This window comes from Nocardia flavorosea NBRC 108225 (genome assembly GCF_001613385.1).
In the GTDB taxonomy this organism is placed as follows: Bacteria; Actinomycetota; Actinomycetes; order Mycobacteriales; family Mycobacteriaceae; genus Nocardia; species Nocardia flavorosea.
The window spans coordinates 1-15,257 of record NZ_BDCG01000022.1; the positions used below are offsets into that span (position 1 = coordinate 1).

9 protein-coding genes are annotated in these 15,257 nt (G+C 68.2%); 4 read left to right on the plus strand and 5 right to left on the minus strand.

All coding sequences use genetic code 11. The features are described 5' to 3' along the window. Positions 1 to 778 precede the first annotated feature (778 nt). Positions 779 to 1,795: a coiled-coil domain-containing protein gene (locus tag NFL01S_RS28075; RefSeq protein WP_062979334.1), complete on the minus strand. Its 1,017-nt coding sequence runs from the start codon at positions 1,793 to 1,795 to the stop codon at positions 779 to 781. A gap of 86 nt (positions 1,796 to 1,881) precedes the next feature. Then, the gene (gene mce / locus NFL01S_RS28080; protein WP_062979335.1) at positions 1,882 to 2,355 is read right to left on the minus strand and encodes a methylmalonyl-CoA epimerase; all 474 of its coding nucleotides are present in this window, start codon (positions 2,353 to 2,355) and stop codon (positions 1,882 to 1,884) included. 262 nt (positions 2,356 to 2,617) lie between these two features. Here mce and NFL01S_RS28085 point away from each other — a divergent pair, with 262 nt between their 5' ends. The 3 genes from NFL01S_RS28085 to NFL01S_RS28095 all read left to right on the plus strand — a co-directional run bounded on the left by NFL01S_RS28085 (position 2,618) and on the right by NFL01S_RS28095 (position 5,144). Next, positions 2,618 to 3,796 (plus strand): acetyl-CoA C-acetyltransferase, encoded by a 1,179-nt coding sequence (locus NFL01S_RS28085; RefSeq protein ID WP_062979336.1) that lies wholly within the window; start codon positions 2,618 to 2,620, stop codon positions 3,794 to 3,796. Positions 3,797 to 3,865: 69 nt separating this feature from the next. Next, complete coding sequence (locus NFL01S_RS28090) at positions 3,866 to 4,231, plus strand: DUF3817 domain-containing protein (RefSeq protein ID WP_245670923.1); 366 nt, start codon at positions 3,866 to 3,868, stop codon at positions 4,229 to 4,231. Between the two features lie 61 nt (positions 4,232 to 4,292). After that, positions 4,293 to 5,144, plus strand: coding sequence for a tetratricopeptide repeat protein (locus NFL01S_RS28095; protein WP_062979338.1), 852 nt, complete (start codon positions 4,293 to 4,295; stop codon positions 5,142 to 5,144). 545 nt (positions 5,145 to 5,689) lie between these two features. On the opposite strand, the gene glgB is transcribed toward NFL01S_RS28095, so the two are convergent. The 3 genes from glgB to NFL01S_RS28110 form a co-directional block, all read right to left on the minus strand. Next, a complete protein-coding gene (gene glgB, locus NFL01S_RS28100; protein ID WP_062979339.1) occupies positions 5,690 to 7,846 on the minus strand; it encodes a 1,4-alpha-glucan branching protein GlgB in 2,157 nt (718 codons plus the stop codon). Next, positions 7,843 to 9,846, minus strand: coding sequence for an alpha-1,4-glucan--maltose-1-phosphate maltosyltransferase (locus tag NFL01S_RS37205; protein WP_062979340.1), 2,004 nt, complete (start codon positions 9,844 to 9,846; stop codon positions 7,843 to 7,845). The genes glgB and NFL01S_RS37205 overlap by 4 nt, the downstream gene beginning before the upstream one ends. Positions 9,847 to 10,009: 163 nt before the next feature. Continuing rightward, a complete protein-coding gene (locus NFL01S_RS28110; RefSeq protein WP_084493358.1) occupies positions 10,010 to 11,674 on the minus strand; it encodes an ATP-binding cassette domain-containing protein in 1,665 nt (554 codons plus the stop codon). A gap of 768 nt (positions 11,675 to 12,442) precedes the next feature. Here NFL01S_RS28110 and glgP point away from each other — a divergent pair. After that, positions 12,443 to 14,971 carry an alpha-glucan family phosphorylase gene (glgP, locus tag NFL01S_RS28115; RefSeq protein WP_174555730.1) on the plus strand — a complete coding sequence of 843 codons (2,529 nt, stop codon included), beginning with the start codon at positions 12,443 to 12,445 and terminating at the stop codon, positions 14,969 to 14,971. The last annotated feature ends 286 nt before the right edge of the window (positions 14,972 to 15,257 follow it).

Genomic DNA, 15,257 nt, shown 5'->3' on the forward strand with positions numbered 1-15,257 from the left:
CGGCCATACGCCCCGCGGATGGTCCTCGGCTACCCGGTGACCGCCGATCCGTCGTTCGGCGCCGAGAGATAGAGATCGGGGCAGCTGTCGACGACTTCGCCCGCGACAGCAGCGACTATCCGCGCCTGGAAAAAGCGATGCCCTGGGCAGCCACCGACGGCGCGGCGATGCAAGCGCGTTCGATGTCCAACGCCGACCGGCCCGGAGCGGGCAACACCGCCGCCGCGACCGGATCTCGTCGTCGCCGGACTCGCAGAACTCACCGCTTTGCGCTACGACCACGACGTCGACCCCATCGGCGATCTCACCGGCCGCCCCAGGGGATGGATCGTGACCCGGAGCAGAGTGGGCTGAGCGGTCGAGAGCGCCTGGGGAACACGGGGCAGTCGAGCGGCGGCCGGCTGCGTGGGCGGGCGCACCAGCCGGACTCGGGGACCGACGGAGGCCCGATATGGACCGGCGAGATGCGGCGGCACAGCGAACTGCCCGGTGCCGGAGCGCAGGGGATCGGACATGTCCCGGTGCAGCTGAGAAGGACGACCGAAGATCGGTCATGGCGACGCGCTGGGCTTGCTGCCCTGCCCAGCGGAGGCGATGATACCCACGCGGTGGAGACCACCAGCGCCCGGCTGCGGGCGGAGTGTTCGGTGTGCGTCCGGTCTGGGCGAGGCCGGGCGCGTGGCGTCCTCGACATGAGGAAGGCCGCCCCCGTAGGGGCGGCCTTCGGAGTGACTTGTCGTGTCGCCGTACACGTTCCGACAGCAGCTCTGAGGGAGCTCTAGTTGCTGATGTCGGCGTTTTCGCGTTCTTCGTCGACGATATCTTCCGACTCGTCTTCGGCGTTCACCTCGGGGATTGCCTTCTGATTGTTACGGCCGGATACCGACTTGTTCTGCCCACTGCCGAGCGATTTACGGGGCTGTTCGGGCACCCCGTCGAGCAGTTCGCTCTCTCGGTTGACGGCGGCCAGCATGGCGGGTACCGAATCGAGCTGACCGCGGATACCGAGCAGCTGGGCCAGGACGCGGCCACGCAGGACGCGCATCTCCTCGGCCAGTTCCTTGGCGTGCGCGATTTTGCGCTCGGAGGTCTGGGTGGCGGAGGTGATGAGGCGGTTGGCCTCGTCGGTGGCGTCCTTGATCCGCTGTGCGGCCTCGGCGCGGCTGGTGGCCTCCAGCTCCTCCATGGCGCGGGTCAGCTTGGTGCGACGCTCGGCCATGGTGACCTCGAAGTCCTGCTGTGTGGCCTTACGCTTGGCCTCGGACTCCTTGGCGAGGCGCTCGGCCTCGGCCTGGGCGGCTTCGATGATCTTCGAGGATTCGGTACGCGCGTTCGCGAGGGTCTGCTCGTACTCGATTTCGAGGGCTTCGCGCTTCTCTTTGGTCTCGGCGAGCAGCGATTCGTACTTACCGCGCATCTCCGCGGCCTGCTGCTCGGCGATGGAAACCATCTCCGCGGCCTCGGCCTGCGCCAGCGCGCGAACCTCGGAGGCCTCGTCGGAAGCCAATCGCAGCATCCGGGAGATGCGATCGCTCATCCCTTCCGCGGTGGTCGGCGGGACGGACAGCCGGTCGACTTCCTTACGGAGCTCGTCGATTTCGTCGCGGGCATCCTCCAGCTGACTGGCGAGGTTGCGGGCCTGGGCGGCAGCGGCATCGCGGTCGGTGGCGGTGACCCGCAACTCGGCATCGAAACGGTCGAAATAGTTACGTACCTCGTCTTGCGCATAACCCTTGCGCACGACGGTGAAGGGCAGCGCAACGAAGCGATTGCGATCGGACTCGGGTGACGACATGGCCAACAAACTACAGCCTGAGACCGGCCCATGGTGAGCCGACCGTGAATGTTATCGGAGGTACGCCTAACGGTCCGATTACGATACTAGTGCGTAACATTCGGGTCCGGCTCGACCAACTCGACCAGCACACCGCCAGCATCCTTCGGGTGGACGAAATTGATGCGGGAATCGGCGGTGCCGCGGCGCGGCGCCTCGTACAGCAAACGCACACCGCGATCGCGTAGATATGCGGAAACGGCGTCGATATCGGTGACCCGGAAAGCCAACTGCTGCAGGCCCGGTCCGCTGCGGTCGATGAATTTCGCGATGGTGGAGGTCGCGTCGAGCGGTGCCAGCAACTGCAGAGCAGTCGAATCGTCCTCGGCGGCGGGAGCGGACAGCATCGCTTCCTGGACGCCCTGTTCGTCGTTGACCTCGCGGTGGGTTTCGACCAGGCCGAGGTTCTCGGCGTACCAGGCCACGGCCGTGTCCAGATCGGGTACGGCGATGCCGACGTGATCGACTGCGACGACGTAGTCGGCGGGAATGAACTCTGATGACGGGGTAGCGGTGCTCACTCTTCGAACGTAGCGCGTTCGGGTGCGTCGCCGGTGTGTACCCACCCGGACACCGGAAACTGATGGCGACTGCCTACACGTCGTCGCGGGTGATCTGCGCAGCCCTGTGGGCCGGATGCCGGGGTCGGCGGGTTACCGTGGAGTCGTCCGCACGATGCGTTACTCCCGGGTAGCGCGTCCGGTCGGCCTGGACGTCTCCAGGGGTCAATAGGGCCCCGACCCGCGCCGCCGGAGGCGGCGCCATAGATACAGGAGGCTCGTCGTGACCAACTCCGTGATCGTTGCCGGTGCGCGTACCCCGGTCGGCCGGCTGCTGGGTGGCCTGAAGGATTTCAGCGGCTCCGCGCTCGGCGGTGTCGCGATCGCCGGTGCCCTGGAGAAGGCCGGTGTCCGTGGCGACCAGGTCGACTACGTGATCATGGGGCAGGTGCTCACCGCGGGTGCGGGGCAGATTCCGGCGCGGCAGGCCGCGGTCGCCGGCGGTATTCCGATGGATGTTCCGGCGCTCACCCTGAACAAGGTGTGCCTGTCCGGTATCAATGCCATCGCCCTGGCGGATCAGCTCATCCGGGCAGGGGAGCACGAGATCGTGGTCGCCGGTGGCCAGGAATCGATGAGCCGCGCTCCGCATATGCTCGAGAAGAGCCGCGAGGGGTTCAAGTACGGCGATGTGACGCTGCGCGACCATATGGCCTACGACGGTCTGCACGATATCTTCACCGATCAGGCAATGGGTGCGCTCACCGAGCAGCGCAACGAGACCGATCCGGTCACCCGCGCCGATCAGGATGCCTTCGCCGCTGCCTCGCATCAGCGGGCGGCCGCCGCGTGGAAGAACGGAGTGTTCGACGACGAGGTGGTGCCGGTCGAGGTACCGCAGCGTAAAGGTGATCCGGTGCTTTTCCGTCAGGACGAAGGTATCCGCGCCGATACGACCGCGGAGTCGTTGTCGAAGCTGCGGCCCTCCTTCAGCAAGAACGGCACCATCACCGCGGGTTCGGCGTCGCAGATCTCCGACGGCGCGGCGGCGGTCGTGGTGATGAGCAAGACCAAGGCGCAGGAGCTCGGGCTGAGCTGGATCGCCGAGATCGGTGCCGCCGGTATGGTGGCCGGCCCGGATTCGACGCTGCAGGATCAGCCGGCCGGCGCCATCGCCAAGGCGTGTGCCAAGGAGGGGATCACCCCGGCCGAGCTCGATCTGGTGGAGATCAACGAAGCGTTCGCGGCGGTGGGTATCGCCTCCACCCGCAAGCTGGGGATCGATCCGGCGAAGGTCAATGTGAACGGCGGTGCCATCGCCATCGGGCATCCGCTCGGGATGTCGGGTGCGCGGATCGTGCTGCATCTGGCGCTGGAGTTGAAGCGGCGCGGCGGCGGGGTCGGTGCGGCGGCGCTGTGCGGTGGCGGCGGTCAGGGTGATGCGCTGATCATCCGGGCCTGAGCGTCCGGTATGACCGGTGTGACCGGTTCGACTACGACACGATGTAGTGGCTAGGGCACAATGGTGCGCATGAACTTTCTTGGTCTGCGCACCACTGCCGGCAGGTTCCGTTTCTTCGCCGTGCTCGAGGCGCTGTCCTGGCTGGGCCTGCTGACCGGAATGGCCTTCAAATACCTTCCGGAAGAGGGCAACGAGATCGGCGTGAAGATCTTCGGCCCGGTCCACGGCGGCGTTTTCGTCCTGTTCGTACTGATCGCACTGGTGACCGCGCGCGAGTTCGAATGGAACTGGAAGACCACCGTGCTGGCGTTGCTGTCCAGCATCCCGCCGTTCTTCACCGTGCTGTTCGAGGTATGGGCCGTGCGTACCGGCAAGTTCGACCAGCAGAGCGCGTCCGGCACCGAGTCCCCGAAGACCCTCGCCGCCTCGTCGTGACAGACTGGAACCTGTGACTCGACCAGCACCACGCCGTCCTTCACCAGCCGTAGCCGCCGCCATGTCCGGGGCGGTGGATCTGTCCGCCCTGAAACAGCCGCCCGCGGGTGCGGCGGCTGCGGCCGGTGACCATACGGTCACCGAGGCGGATTTCGAGACCAAGGTCCTGCGCCGCTCCATGCAGGTGCCGGTCGTGGTCGCGCTGTATTCGCAGCGCAGCCCCGGCAGCATCGAATTGGTGCAGTTGCTCGAACGGCTCCTGCGCGAGGCGAACGGTACCTGGGACCTGGCCGCCGTCGAAGCCGAGAACAATATGCGAATCGCGCAGGCCTTCGGCGTCCAGGGCATTCCCACAGTGGTCGCCGTCGCGGGTGGCCAGCCGCTCGCGGATTTCCAGGGCGGGCAGCCCGAGGAGCAGGTCCGGCAGTGGCTTGCCGCTGTCGTGCAGGCGGTGGAGGGCAAGCTCGAAGGTGATCCGGATGGCGAAGCGCCCGAGCCGACCGCCGATCCCCGATTCGCCGCTGCCGAAGCGCTACTGGAGCAGGGCGATTTCGCGGGGGCGGAATCGGCCTACGAATCGATCCTTTCCCAGGAACCGGCCAACGCCGAGGCCAAGGCTGCGCTGCGCCAGGTGAAATTCCTCGGGCGGGCCCAGCAGCTGCCGGAAACGGCGATCGCGACCGCGGACGCGGATCCGGACAACGTGGCGGCCGCGCTGGACGCTGCCGACGTGGAGATGTTCCAGCAGCAGCCGGAGGCGGCGTTCGACCGGTTGATCGGCCTGATCAAACGGACGTCGGGTGATGAGCGGGCCACCGTGCGCACCCGGTTGGTGGAGCTTTTCGAGCTCTTCGACCAGTCGGAGCCCTTCGTGGTCGCGGCGCGGCGCAAGCTGGCGACTGCCCTCTACTGACGGTCGGCAGGCACACCAGCTCGGTGTGCATCGTCGTGACGGGATCGTGTGGGCGCTCGTCCGGCGGCGAAGGTTCTGCGCCCGCGTCGGCGTATGAGGCATCCGGGCCGCCGCTGCCCTCGAACGTGACGGCGGGTTCGTACCGTCCTGCGGATCCGGGATAACGCGCTACCGGGCGAGGTATCGGCTGTGTCGCTGCCGGCGACTCGCCCGCCCGTAGTAGAGATCCGGCCGCAGGTCGTCGAGCCTGCTGTTCGGCAATGCGGGCGGCATCCCGGCGGCACCGGCGGCCGTGCCGGTCCCCGGCGGCTGCTCTGGGGCACGGGGCGGCCGCGACAGCGCTACTGCGGATCCGGCAGGAAACGGTGACGGATCGACGCCTGCGCAGCCGACGACATGTGACACCGGCCCGCCCCTGGATGGTGACGAAGCCGGTCGGTGCCTGCGCCGGCCTGCTCGAGGGCGTGTGCCGACGGGCCGACGGCGGATAGTGGCCCGGCCTGTCCTGGATCGAGGCGGCGGTTTCCGGGCACAGGGTGATCCGGTCAGCGCCGGGGGACGAGCCAGATGACGCTGAGCGGGCCCAGGGTGAGGCCGGCGGATGCGGGGCGGTCGTGCAGGGGGGTGGGGGCGGCGTGGACGACGCCGAGGTTTCCGGCGCCGGTTCCGCCGTACTCGAGCGCATCGGTGTTGAGGATTTCCAGCCAGTCGCCGGGGAGCGGTAGTCCGATCCGGTAATCGGTGTAGGTGTTTCCGGAGAAGTTGCAGACGCAGGCGACGACGCTGCCGTCGGCGGCGTGGCGCAGGAAGGCCAGCATATTGGCGTCGCGGTCGTCGCTGCTGATCCAGGAATGGCCGCCGGGGGTGGTGTCCTGACTCCACAGGGCCGGGTGTTCGCGGTAGCCGCGGTTGAGGTCGGCGACCAGAAGCTGGATTCCCCGGTGCAACGGGTTGTCGAGCTCGTGCCAGTCGAGGCTGTGATCGTGCCACCACTCGCGGTAATGGCCGAACTCCTGTCCCATGAACAGCAGCTGTTTACCGGGATGGGCCCACATATAGGCGAGTAACGCGCGGACGCCGCCCGCCTTGGCGAACTCGTCGCCGGGCATCCGGGTCCACAGGGTGCCTTTGCCGTGCACGACCTCGTCGTGACTGATGGGCAGCACATAGTTCTCGCTCCACGCGTACATCAGCGAGAAGGTGATCTCGTTGTGGTGCCAGGCGCGGTGCACGGGGTCGCGGCTCAGATAGCCGAGCGTGTCGTGCATCCAGCCCATATTCCATTTCATGGTGAAACCCAGGCCGCCGACCTCGGTCGCCCGGGTGACACCGGGCCAGGTCGTGGATTCCTCGGCGATCGTCAGCACACCCGGATACGAGCCGTGCAGGCTCTCGTTCAGTTCGGCGAGGAAATCGACCGCCTCCAGATTCTCCCGGCCGCCGTGGATATTCGGCTCCCACCCGCCGTCGGGGCGCCCGTAGTCCAGGTAGAGCATGGCGGCGACCGCATCGACCCGCAGCCCGTCGATATGGAACTCCTCGACCCAATAGCGGGCGTTGGCGACCAGAAAGTTGCGGACTTCGGGCCGGCCGTAGTCGAAAACATAGGTGCCCCACGCGGGTTGTTCACCGCGGCGGGGGTCGGGGTGTTCGTAGAGGGGGGTGCCGTCGAAGCGGGCCAAAGCCCAGGCGTCGCGGGGGAAATGCCCTGGCACCCAGTCGAGGATGACCCCGATCCCGTCGGCGTGCATGCGGTCGACGAAGGCACGGAAATCGTCCGGGCAGCCGAACCGTGCGGTGGGGGCGTAGTAGGAGGTGACCTGATAACCCCAGGAGCCGCCGAACGGATGCTCGGCCATCGGCAGCAGTTCCACATGGGTGAAGCCGAGTCGGCGCACATATTCGCTGAGCTGTTCGGCGAGTTCGCGGTACCCCAGCCCCGGCCGCCACGACGCGAGATGTAGTTCGAACACACTCAGCGGCGCACGCGCCGGATCGGTGTGGGCTCGGTCGGTGAGCCAGCGCTGATCGGTCCAGTTGTGCCGGGTCGCCGTGACGACGGACGCGGTGGCCGGGGGGAGTTCGGTGGCGAACGCGAGGGGGTCGGCATGGTCGGCGGCGCGGCCGTCGGCACCGTACACGCGGTACTTGTAGCGATCACCGGGTGCGGCGCCGGGGACGAAAACCTCCCAGACTCCCGAATTGCCGAGGGCGCGCATCGGCCAGGTACCGCCCTGCCAGTGGTCGAAATCGCCGAAAACGGTGACGCCGCGGGCATTGGGGGCCCACACCGCGAACGACACCCCGGTGACCTCGCCGTCCAGGCCCGGATACCGGCGTGGATGTGCACCGAGGACCTCCCACAAACGCTGATGTCGGCCTTCGCCGATCAGGTGCAGGTCCAGATCGCCGAGGGCCGGCAAATAGCGGTAGCCGTCGGCGAGGACCGTGGTCGGGTGGTGCGGGTATACGGTGACGACCCGGTAGTCCAGCAGTTCCGGGTACGGGAGGGTGCCGCCGAAGACCCCGTGGCCGAGCGAAGCCAGCCGATGGTCGGCGCCGCCGACCCGGATCGACACCGATTCCGCTTCCGGCCGCAACACCCGCACGATCGTGCCGTCCGGGGCCGGGTGGGCGCCCAGTACGGTATGCGGATCGGGATGGCTGCCCGCGGCCAGCAGCAGCAGATCGCGCCGGTTCACCGCAGCGTCCGCCGGTAGGCCAGGCCGGCGCGGGCGTGCTGCGGGACCGGCGGCAGGGCGATGACGTGGGCGACCGCGCGGGCCGGATCCAACCGGATGTAGTTGGTCTGCGCCCAGTGGTACTCCTCGCCACTGATCTCGTCGTGGACCACCGGATGGTCGTGCCATTCGCGGCCTATGGCGGGCAGGTCCAGGGAGAGCATGCCCTGTTCGGTGGTGAACGGGTTCAGGTTCACCACCACCAGGACGGCGTCGCCGGTCGCCGGGTCGATTTTCGAATACGCCAGCAGGTTGTCGTTGTCGATATGGTGGAAATGCAGGCAGCGCAGTTGTTGCAGCGCCGGATGGCGGTGGCGTATCTCGTTGAGCCTGGTCAGCCACGGTTCCAGGGATTCGCCGCGGGCCCGGGCGGCGGCGAACGGGCGGGGCCGTAGTTCGTACTTCTCCGAATCCAGGTATTCCTCGCTGCCGGGGCGCACGGGTTGGTGTTCGTAGAGCTCGTAGCCGGAGTACACACCCCAGCTCGGGGCGAGGGTGGCGGCGAGCACGGCGCGGATCGCGAACATGCCCGGACCGCCGTGCTGGAGGCTTTCGTGCAGGATATCCGGGGTGTTGACGAACAGGTTGGGGCGCGCCTCGTCGGCTTTCGCGGCGAGTTCGTGGCCGAACTCGGTCAGCTCGTGTTTATGGGTGCGCCAGGTGAAATAGGTGTAGGACTGGCTGAAACCGCGGCGGGCCAAACCGTACAGGCGGGCCGGATAGGTGAACGCCTCCGACAGCAGCACAACATCCGGGTCGGTCCGGCGGACCGCGGCGATCAGCCATTCCCAGAAATCCGCCGGTTTGGTGTGCGGGTTGTCGACCCGGAAGATCTTCACCCCCAGACCGATCCAATACCGCAGCACCCGCAGGACCTCGGCGTACAGGCCGTCGGGGTCGTTGTCGAAATCGAGGGGATAGATGTCCTGGTATTTCTTCGGCGGGTTCTCGGCGTAGGCGATCGTGCCGTCCGGCAGGGTCGTGAACCATTCGGGGTGCGCGGCGACCCACGGGTGATCGGGTGCGCACTGCAACGCCAGATCCAGCGCCACCTCGAGTTTCAGGTCGGCGGCGGCGCGGACGAACGCGGCGAAATCGGCTTCGGTACCGAGCTGCGGGTGGAAGGCATCGTGCCCGCCCTCGGCCGCGCCGATCGCCCACGGGGACCCCACATCGCCGGGACCGGCGATGAGAGCGTTGTTGCGGCCCTTGCGGTTCACTCGGCCGATCGGATGGATCGGCGGCAGGTAGACCACATCGAAACCCATTGCGGCGATACGGGGCAACTCGGCGGCCGCGGTGACGAAAGTGCCGTGGACGGGGTTGCCGTCGGTATCGAGGCCGCCGGTCGAGCGGGGAAAGAATTCGTACCAGGCGCCGGTGAGCGCACGCGGGCGTTCCACCAGCACCGAGAACTGTGGGCCGCGCGTCACCAGCTCCCGCAGCGGATTCGCGCGCAGGATCTCGGCCACCTCGTCGGTGAACGCAGGAGCGACCCGGGCGGGCAGTGGTTCGGTCCCGCGTAGTGCCGCCGCCACCGCCCGCAACCGCTCGAACTGTTTCTTACCGACCGCCTGCGCCGCCCGGTCGAACAGGCGCGCCCCGATCTCCAGATCGTTGGCCAGATCGGGTGCGCTCTGTCCGACCGCCAGTTTCGCTTCGACCGCCGACCGCCAGGTCGCGATCGAATCCGCCCAGCCCTCCACCCGGTAATGCCACAACCCGGGCCGGTCGGGGGTGAAGATGCCGTTGAACACGTCGGGTTCGTAGTCGGGCGCCATCGGAACCCGTAGAGAGCGCGTCGACCCCGGTGCGCGGACCGCCAGGCTCGCCCCGACGCATCCGTGGCCGTCGCGCCATACGACGGCCCGCACCGGGAACACTTCCCCGACCACCGCCTTCGCCGGATACCCTCCGGGGATATGCGGGGCGGTGTCATCGATGGCGATGCGGCCGGTCATCCACGCGATGATATTTGCGGCGCCTTCGGCGCCCCCGGTTCGGGGCCCTGATGGGTCTCGAATCTTCCCTCCTCCGCTTCGCTCCCCCCGCTCCGTCAGTCCAGATCCGAGACGGGCCCCGAACCACGGGGGTGGGCCGGGGTCGTGTGCACCGGGATCGCGGTCATGGTCGGTGGGGATCATGAATTGTGGTCGTTTGCCGGCTGGTGCAGGGGAGGTGGGGCCAGTGCGCGAGGTCGGTGAGCATTTGCCTGTCGTGGGTGGCCACTACGGCGGCGGCGGTGTCCGAGAGGGCGGCGGTGAGTTCGTCGACCAGGGATATCGACAGGTGGTTCGTCGGTTCGTCGCAGATCAGGACCATGGGGCGGAAGGCCAGCTGAATGGCGAGGTGGAGTCGGCGCTGCTGACCTTGGGAGAGCTTGCCGACGGGGGTGTGCCGCGACTGTTTTTCCAGCAGCCCGGTCGCGGTCAACGGGATCGGGTCGATGTCGTGGTGCAATTCGAGGCCCCGGATATGGCGGTCGTAGAGCTGCTGCGCGGTGAGTTCGGGCTCCCAGGCCGGCACCTCCTGATCGATCCGGACGATCCGGGCCGCGCCGTGATGGTGGATGCTGCCGGTGGACGGTTCGAGTTCACCGGCCAGTACAGCCAGCAGGGTGGACTTACCGGCGCCGTTGTGACCGGTGACCAGTAGCCGATCGCCCGCCTCCAGAACCAGACCGACAGGGGAATGCAGCCGCCCTGCCACGGTGACCTCGGCGCACCGGAGTAGCGGTGCGCCGGGCCGGAGCCCGAGTTCCGGGAAACGGAGCCGCAGCGGGGGCTCCGGCACGGTCACCGTGTGGGCGTCGAGACCGGCCTGGCGCCGGTTCAAGGCCTGCACCAGCCCCGGAGTACGGGACTGCCGCTGATGTTTGCCGTGCCCCTTGTCCGGCCGCCAGCCGGTGCCGAGCCGGTCGCGGGCGGTCGTGACGGCCTCGCGCAGGCGAGCACGTTCGGCGAGCTGTTCGGCGTACTCGTTCTCCCAGCTCTCGCGAGCGCGGCGCCGGCCCTCCTGCCGGCCGGTGTAGCCGCCGGTGAACAGTTGCGGGCGTCCGTCACGGCTCGGGTCCACGTCGAGGAACTCCGTGGCGATATCGCGTAGCAGTGCGCGGTCGTGACTGACCACCGCCAGTCCACCCGTTCGGGCCCGCAGACGTTCGGTCAGGAATACGAGCCCGTCGCTGTCGAGATGATTGGTCGGTTCGTCCAGCAGCAGTAGGTCGTGGGCGGCGCCGAGCAGGCACGCGAGCCGGACCCGGTAGCGCTGTCCCACCGACAGGGTCGACAGCGGGGGTTCCCGGTCGGTGCACGCGTTCAGGGCCGACAGTGCGATATCGACGCGCCGCTCGGCATCCCATGCGTCGAGCCGGGTGGCGGCCTCCAGCGCCGCCGCGTACGCGTCGTCGGCGCCGGGTGCGCCGTCGGTGAGGGCGACGGTCGCGGTGTCGAGATCGCGTAGCGCACCCAGCGCCGGTGCGATGGTTTCGGCGACCAGGGTGCCCACGGTTTCGCCGGTGCGGAACGGGACGGCCTGACGGGCCACACCGATGGTGCCGACCCGGGCCACCGTGCCGCTGTCGGGCCGCCGCAAACCGGCCAGAACGTGCAGCAGGGTCGTTTTTCCCCGCCCGTTCTCACCGACGACGGCGAGCCTCGAGCGCGCGGATACGGTGACGGAGACGTCGGTGAGGACCGCGCGCGACCCGAGCGTCACGTGCACGGACGTCGCCCGGATATGGGCGTGCGTCCCGGCCGGTAGCGCGTCCGGCGAGAGGTCCTCCGGCAGGGAGCCGGGCGTAGCGGGCCCGCTGTGGCGGGAGTGGGAAACAGAGGTATGAGAAAGAGACACTGAAGCTCCGCGGCTCGAGTAGGGAGCCGGGACAGCGCAAGGACACCGCCCGGCACGACAGCTCGGACGGCGGCTTCAGAAGAACGTCGGAATTCCGGTCGCCGCCGTCAGCGGCGCGACCAGGGCCTCATCGGCACAGCACAGGAAAACCATAATGAAGACGCTGATCGGTTGGCAATGTGTTTTCCGCCGCGCTGCCACCGGTCTCGCCTGCCTCCGGCCCGTGATCGGAAGCCGTAGCCGACATCGTGGCCACACCTGCGGACCAGACCGAGCGCACTGGTAACGGCCACGATGCCGGTCGGCTCGGAGGCCGGGGTGACACCACCGGCGACGAATATACGGCCGCTGCTGGGATCATGAAGATCACGAAGAACAGGGCCGTGGCGGCCCCGGGAAATGGTACGGGCACAGTGCCGCAGCAGGGCCCAGACTCCGGAGCACAGGACCGCGCCGAGCGACCGGGCCCGGGGGCGCATCCGGTGTGCGGATCCATTCGGTGCCAGGCGGCCCCGGCAGGTTCACGACCACCGGTCCGAACATGACCAGCGGCGGTGCCGAGTTCAGCGAGGCCCTGAAAAGTTTTGGCCCGTCCCTGCTTTCCGGGTTCGATGCGATGCGGCGTAGCCGCGAGTGTCGAGTGCGGAAAGCAGGGACCGAGGGGGGCCGAAACCCCGCGCGCCGAAGGCGCGCCAGAATTACAGCATGAAGGCACTGCGTCGGTTCACCGTCCGCGCCCATCTGCCGGAGCGTTTGGCCGCGCTGGGCGAGTTGTCGACCAATCTGCGCTGGTCGTGGCATGGCCCGACGCAGGATGTATTCGCCGCACTGGATCCTGTGCGGTGGGCGCAGTGCGGGCACGACCCGGTACGGATGCTGCAGGAAGTACCGGCCGGGCGTCTGGCCGAGGCCGCCGACGATGCCGAGTATTGCGCGTCACTGGATGCGGCGGCTGCGGATCTGCGCGATTACCTGGGTGGGCCCGGGGCGGATTTCGGGGTGCGGGGGATCGCGTACTTCTCGATGGAGTTCGGGGTCAGCGAGGTGCTGCCGAACTATTCCGGTGGTCTCGGGATCCTGGCCGGGGATCATCTGAAGGCGGCGTCGGATGTGGGTCTGCCGCTGATCGCGGTCGGGCTGCTCTACCGGTCGGGGTATTTCCGGCAATCGCTGAGCGCCGACGGCCGGCAGGTCGAACGGTATCCGGCGCTCGACCCGCAGGGGTTGCCGCTGCGGCCGTTGACCGCCGACGGGTCGCCGGTCCTGGTGCATGTGGCGATGCCGGATCGCCGGGTGCTGGCAGCGCGGGTGTGGATCGCGCAGGTGGGCCGGGTACCGCTGCTGCTGCTGGATTCCGATATTGCTGCCAACGACCCGGATCTGCGTGCTGTTACCGATCGGCTCTACAGCGGCGACCAGGATCACCGGATCGAACAGGAGATCCTGGCCGGTATCGGGGGTGTGCGGGCGGTGCGGGCCTACACCGCGGCGGCCGGTCTCCCGGATCCGGAGGTCTTCCATATGAACGAGGGGCACGCGGGGTTCCTCGGGCTCGAACGGATTCGCGAATATCTCGCCGCCGGGCACGATTTCGATACCGCGCTGGCCGCGGTGCGGGCCGGGACCGTGTTCACCACCCATACCCCGGTTCCCGCCGGTATCGACCGGTTCCCGGTATCGCTGGTGCACCGGTATTTCGGGGGATCGGCGGGGGAAGCGGATTCGCCGTTGCTTCCCGGTATCGGTGTGGACCGCATCATCGGGCTGGGCCGGGAAGCCGATCCGTCGGTGTTCAATATGGCCCATATGGGGTTGCGTCTCGCACAGCGCGCCAACGGTGTATCGCGGCTGCACGGGGAGGTGAGCCGGGAGATGTTCGCCGCGCTGTGGCCCGGTTTCGATACCGCCGAGGTGCCGATCGGTTCGGTGACCAACGGTGTGCACGCACCCACCTGGGCGGCACGGGAATGGGACGAGTTGCCCGGCGGTGCCGGCGGGTGGGCCGAACTCGGTGAACCGGCGCCGGAGCGGCTGTGGGGGGTCCGCAACACTCTGCGCGCCACGCTGGTCGCGGAGGTGCGCCGGCGGCTGCGTGAATCGTGGTTGCAGCGCGGCGCCGCGGACGCCGAGTTGTCATGGGTGGACGATGTTTTCGACACGCAAGTACTCACCGTCGGCTTCGCGCGGCGGGTGCCCACCTATAAGCGGCTGACGCTGATGCTGCGCGACCCGCAACGGCTGCGCGCCCTGCTCCTGGACCCGGACCGTCCGGTGCAGCTGGTGGTGGCGGGTAAGAGTCACCCCGCCGACGAAGGAGGTAAGGCGCTCATCCAGCAGGTGGTGCGTTTCGCCGACGACCCGGCCGTCCGGCACCGGATCGTTTTCCTGCCCGATTACGACATGTCCATGGCCCGGTACCTGTACTGGGGTTGCGATGTGTGGCTGAACAATCCCCTGCGGCCGCTCGAGGCCTGCGGAACCTCGGGTATGAAATCGGCGCTCAACGGCGGTCTGAACCTGTCCATCCGGGACGGCTGGTGGGACGAGATGTTCGACGGCGAGAACGGCTGGGCCATCCCGTCCGCCGACGGTGTCGCCGATGATCGGCGCGATGATCTGGAGGCCACCGCGCTCTACGACCTGATGGAACGTACCGTTGCTCCCCGGTTCTACGAGCGCGATACGCACGGGCTGCCGCTGCGCTGGCTCGAGATGGTGCGCCACACCCTGCGTAGCCTCGGCCCGAAGGTGCCCGCCGACCGGATGGTGCGCGACTACGCACAGCAGTACTACGCCCCGGCAGCGGCTGCGTACCGGCGGGTCACCGAATCGGATCTGCGCGGAGCGCGCGAGATCGCGGTGTACCGGAACCGGGTGACGCACGCCTGGCCGCGGGTACGGGTGCTCCGGGCCGACGCCACCGGCCTGCCCGATGCCCCGGTGCCCGGCGCGCCCCTGTCACTGACCGCGCGCGTGGACCTGGGTGGGCTCGCGCCACAGGATGTGGTGGTGCAGGCGGTGCTGGGCCGAGTCTCGCCCGACGACGAGCTGTACGACACCACCGTCGTCCCGATGTCTTCGACCGGCCGGGAGACACCCGAATCCACCGTGGAGGTGTTCGCGGTCGACACTCCGATCCCGCTGCCGGGCTCGATCGGCTATACGGTCCGCGTGCTCCCCGCCCACGAACTGTTGTCCTCGCACCAGGAGCTGGGGTTGGTCGCGAATGCATGAGTTGCGTCATATGGCTCGGCGCGGGTGAGCCCGGGGAGTGCCGCGCCGGGCTCGGTGACGCCGCTGGATGAGTGGGACGGGCACGTTGTAGCCCCCGAGCCGGATTCGGCCCCGTCGTCGTGGTCGGATTCGGGCAGCGCACGAATTTTCGTGATTGTGTGCGGAACCGCGTGTGGCCGGGCATCGGGGGTATGAAGTCGGTGAGTGGGGTCGTCGCCGTTGCGCTACAGAGCTACCGGCCCGGCGGGCGCGGGCGCGGTGCGACTTCGGTTCGTCATAGGTTTCC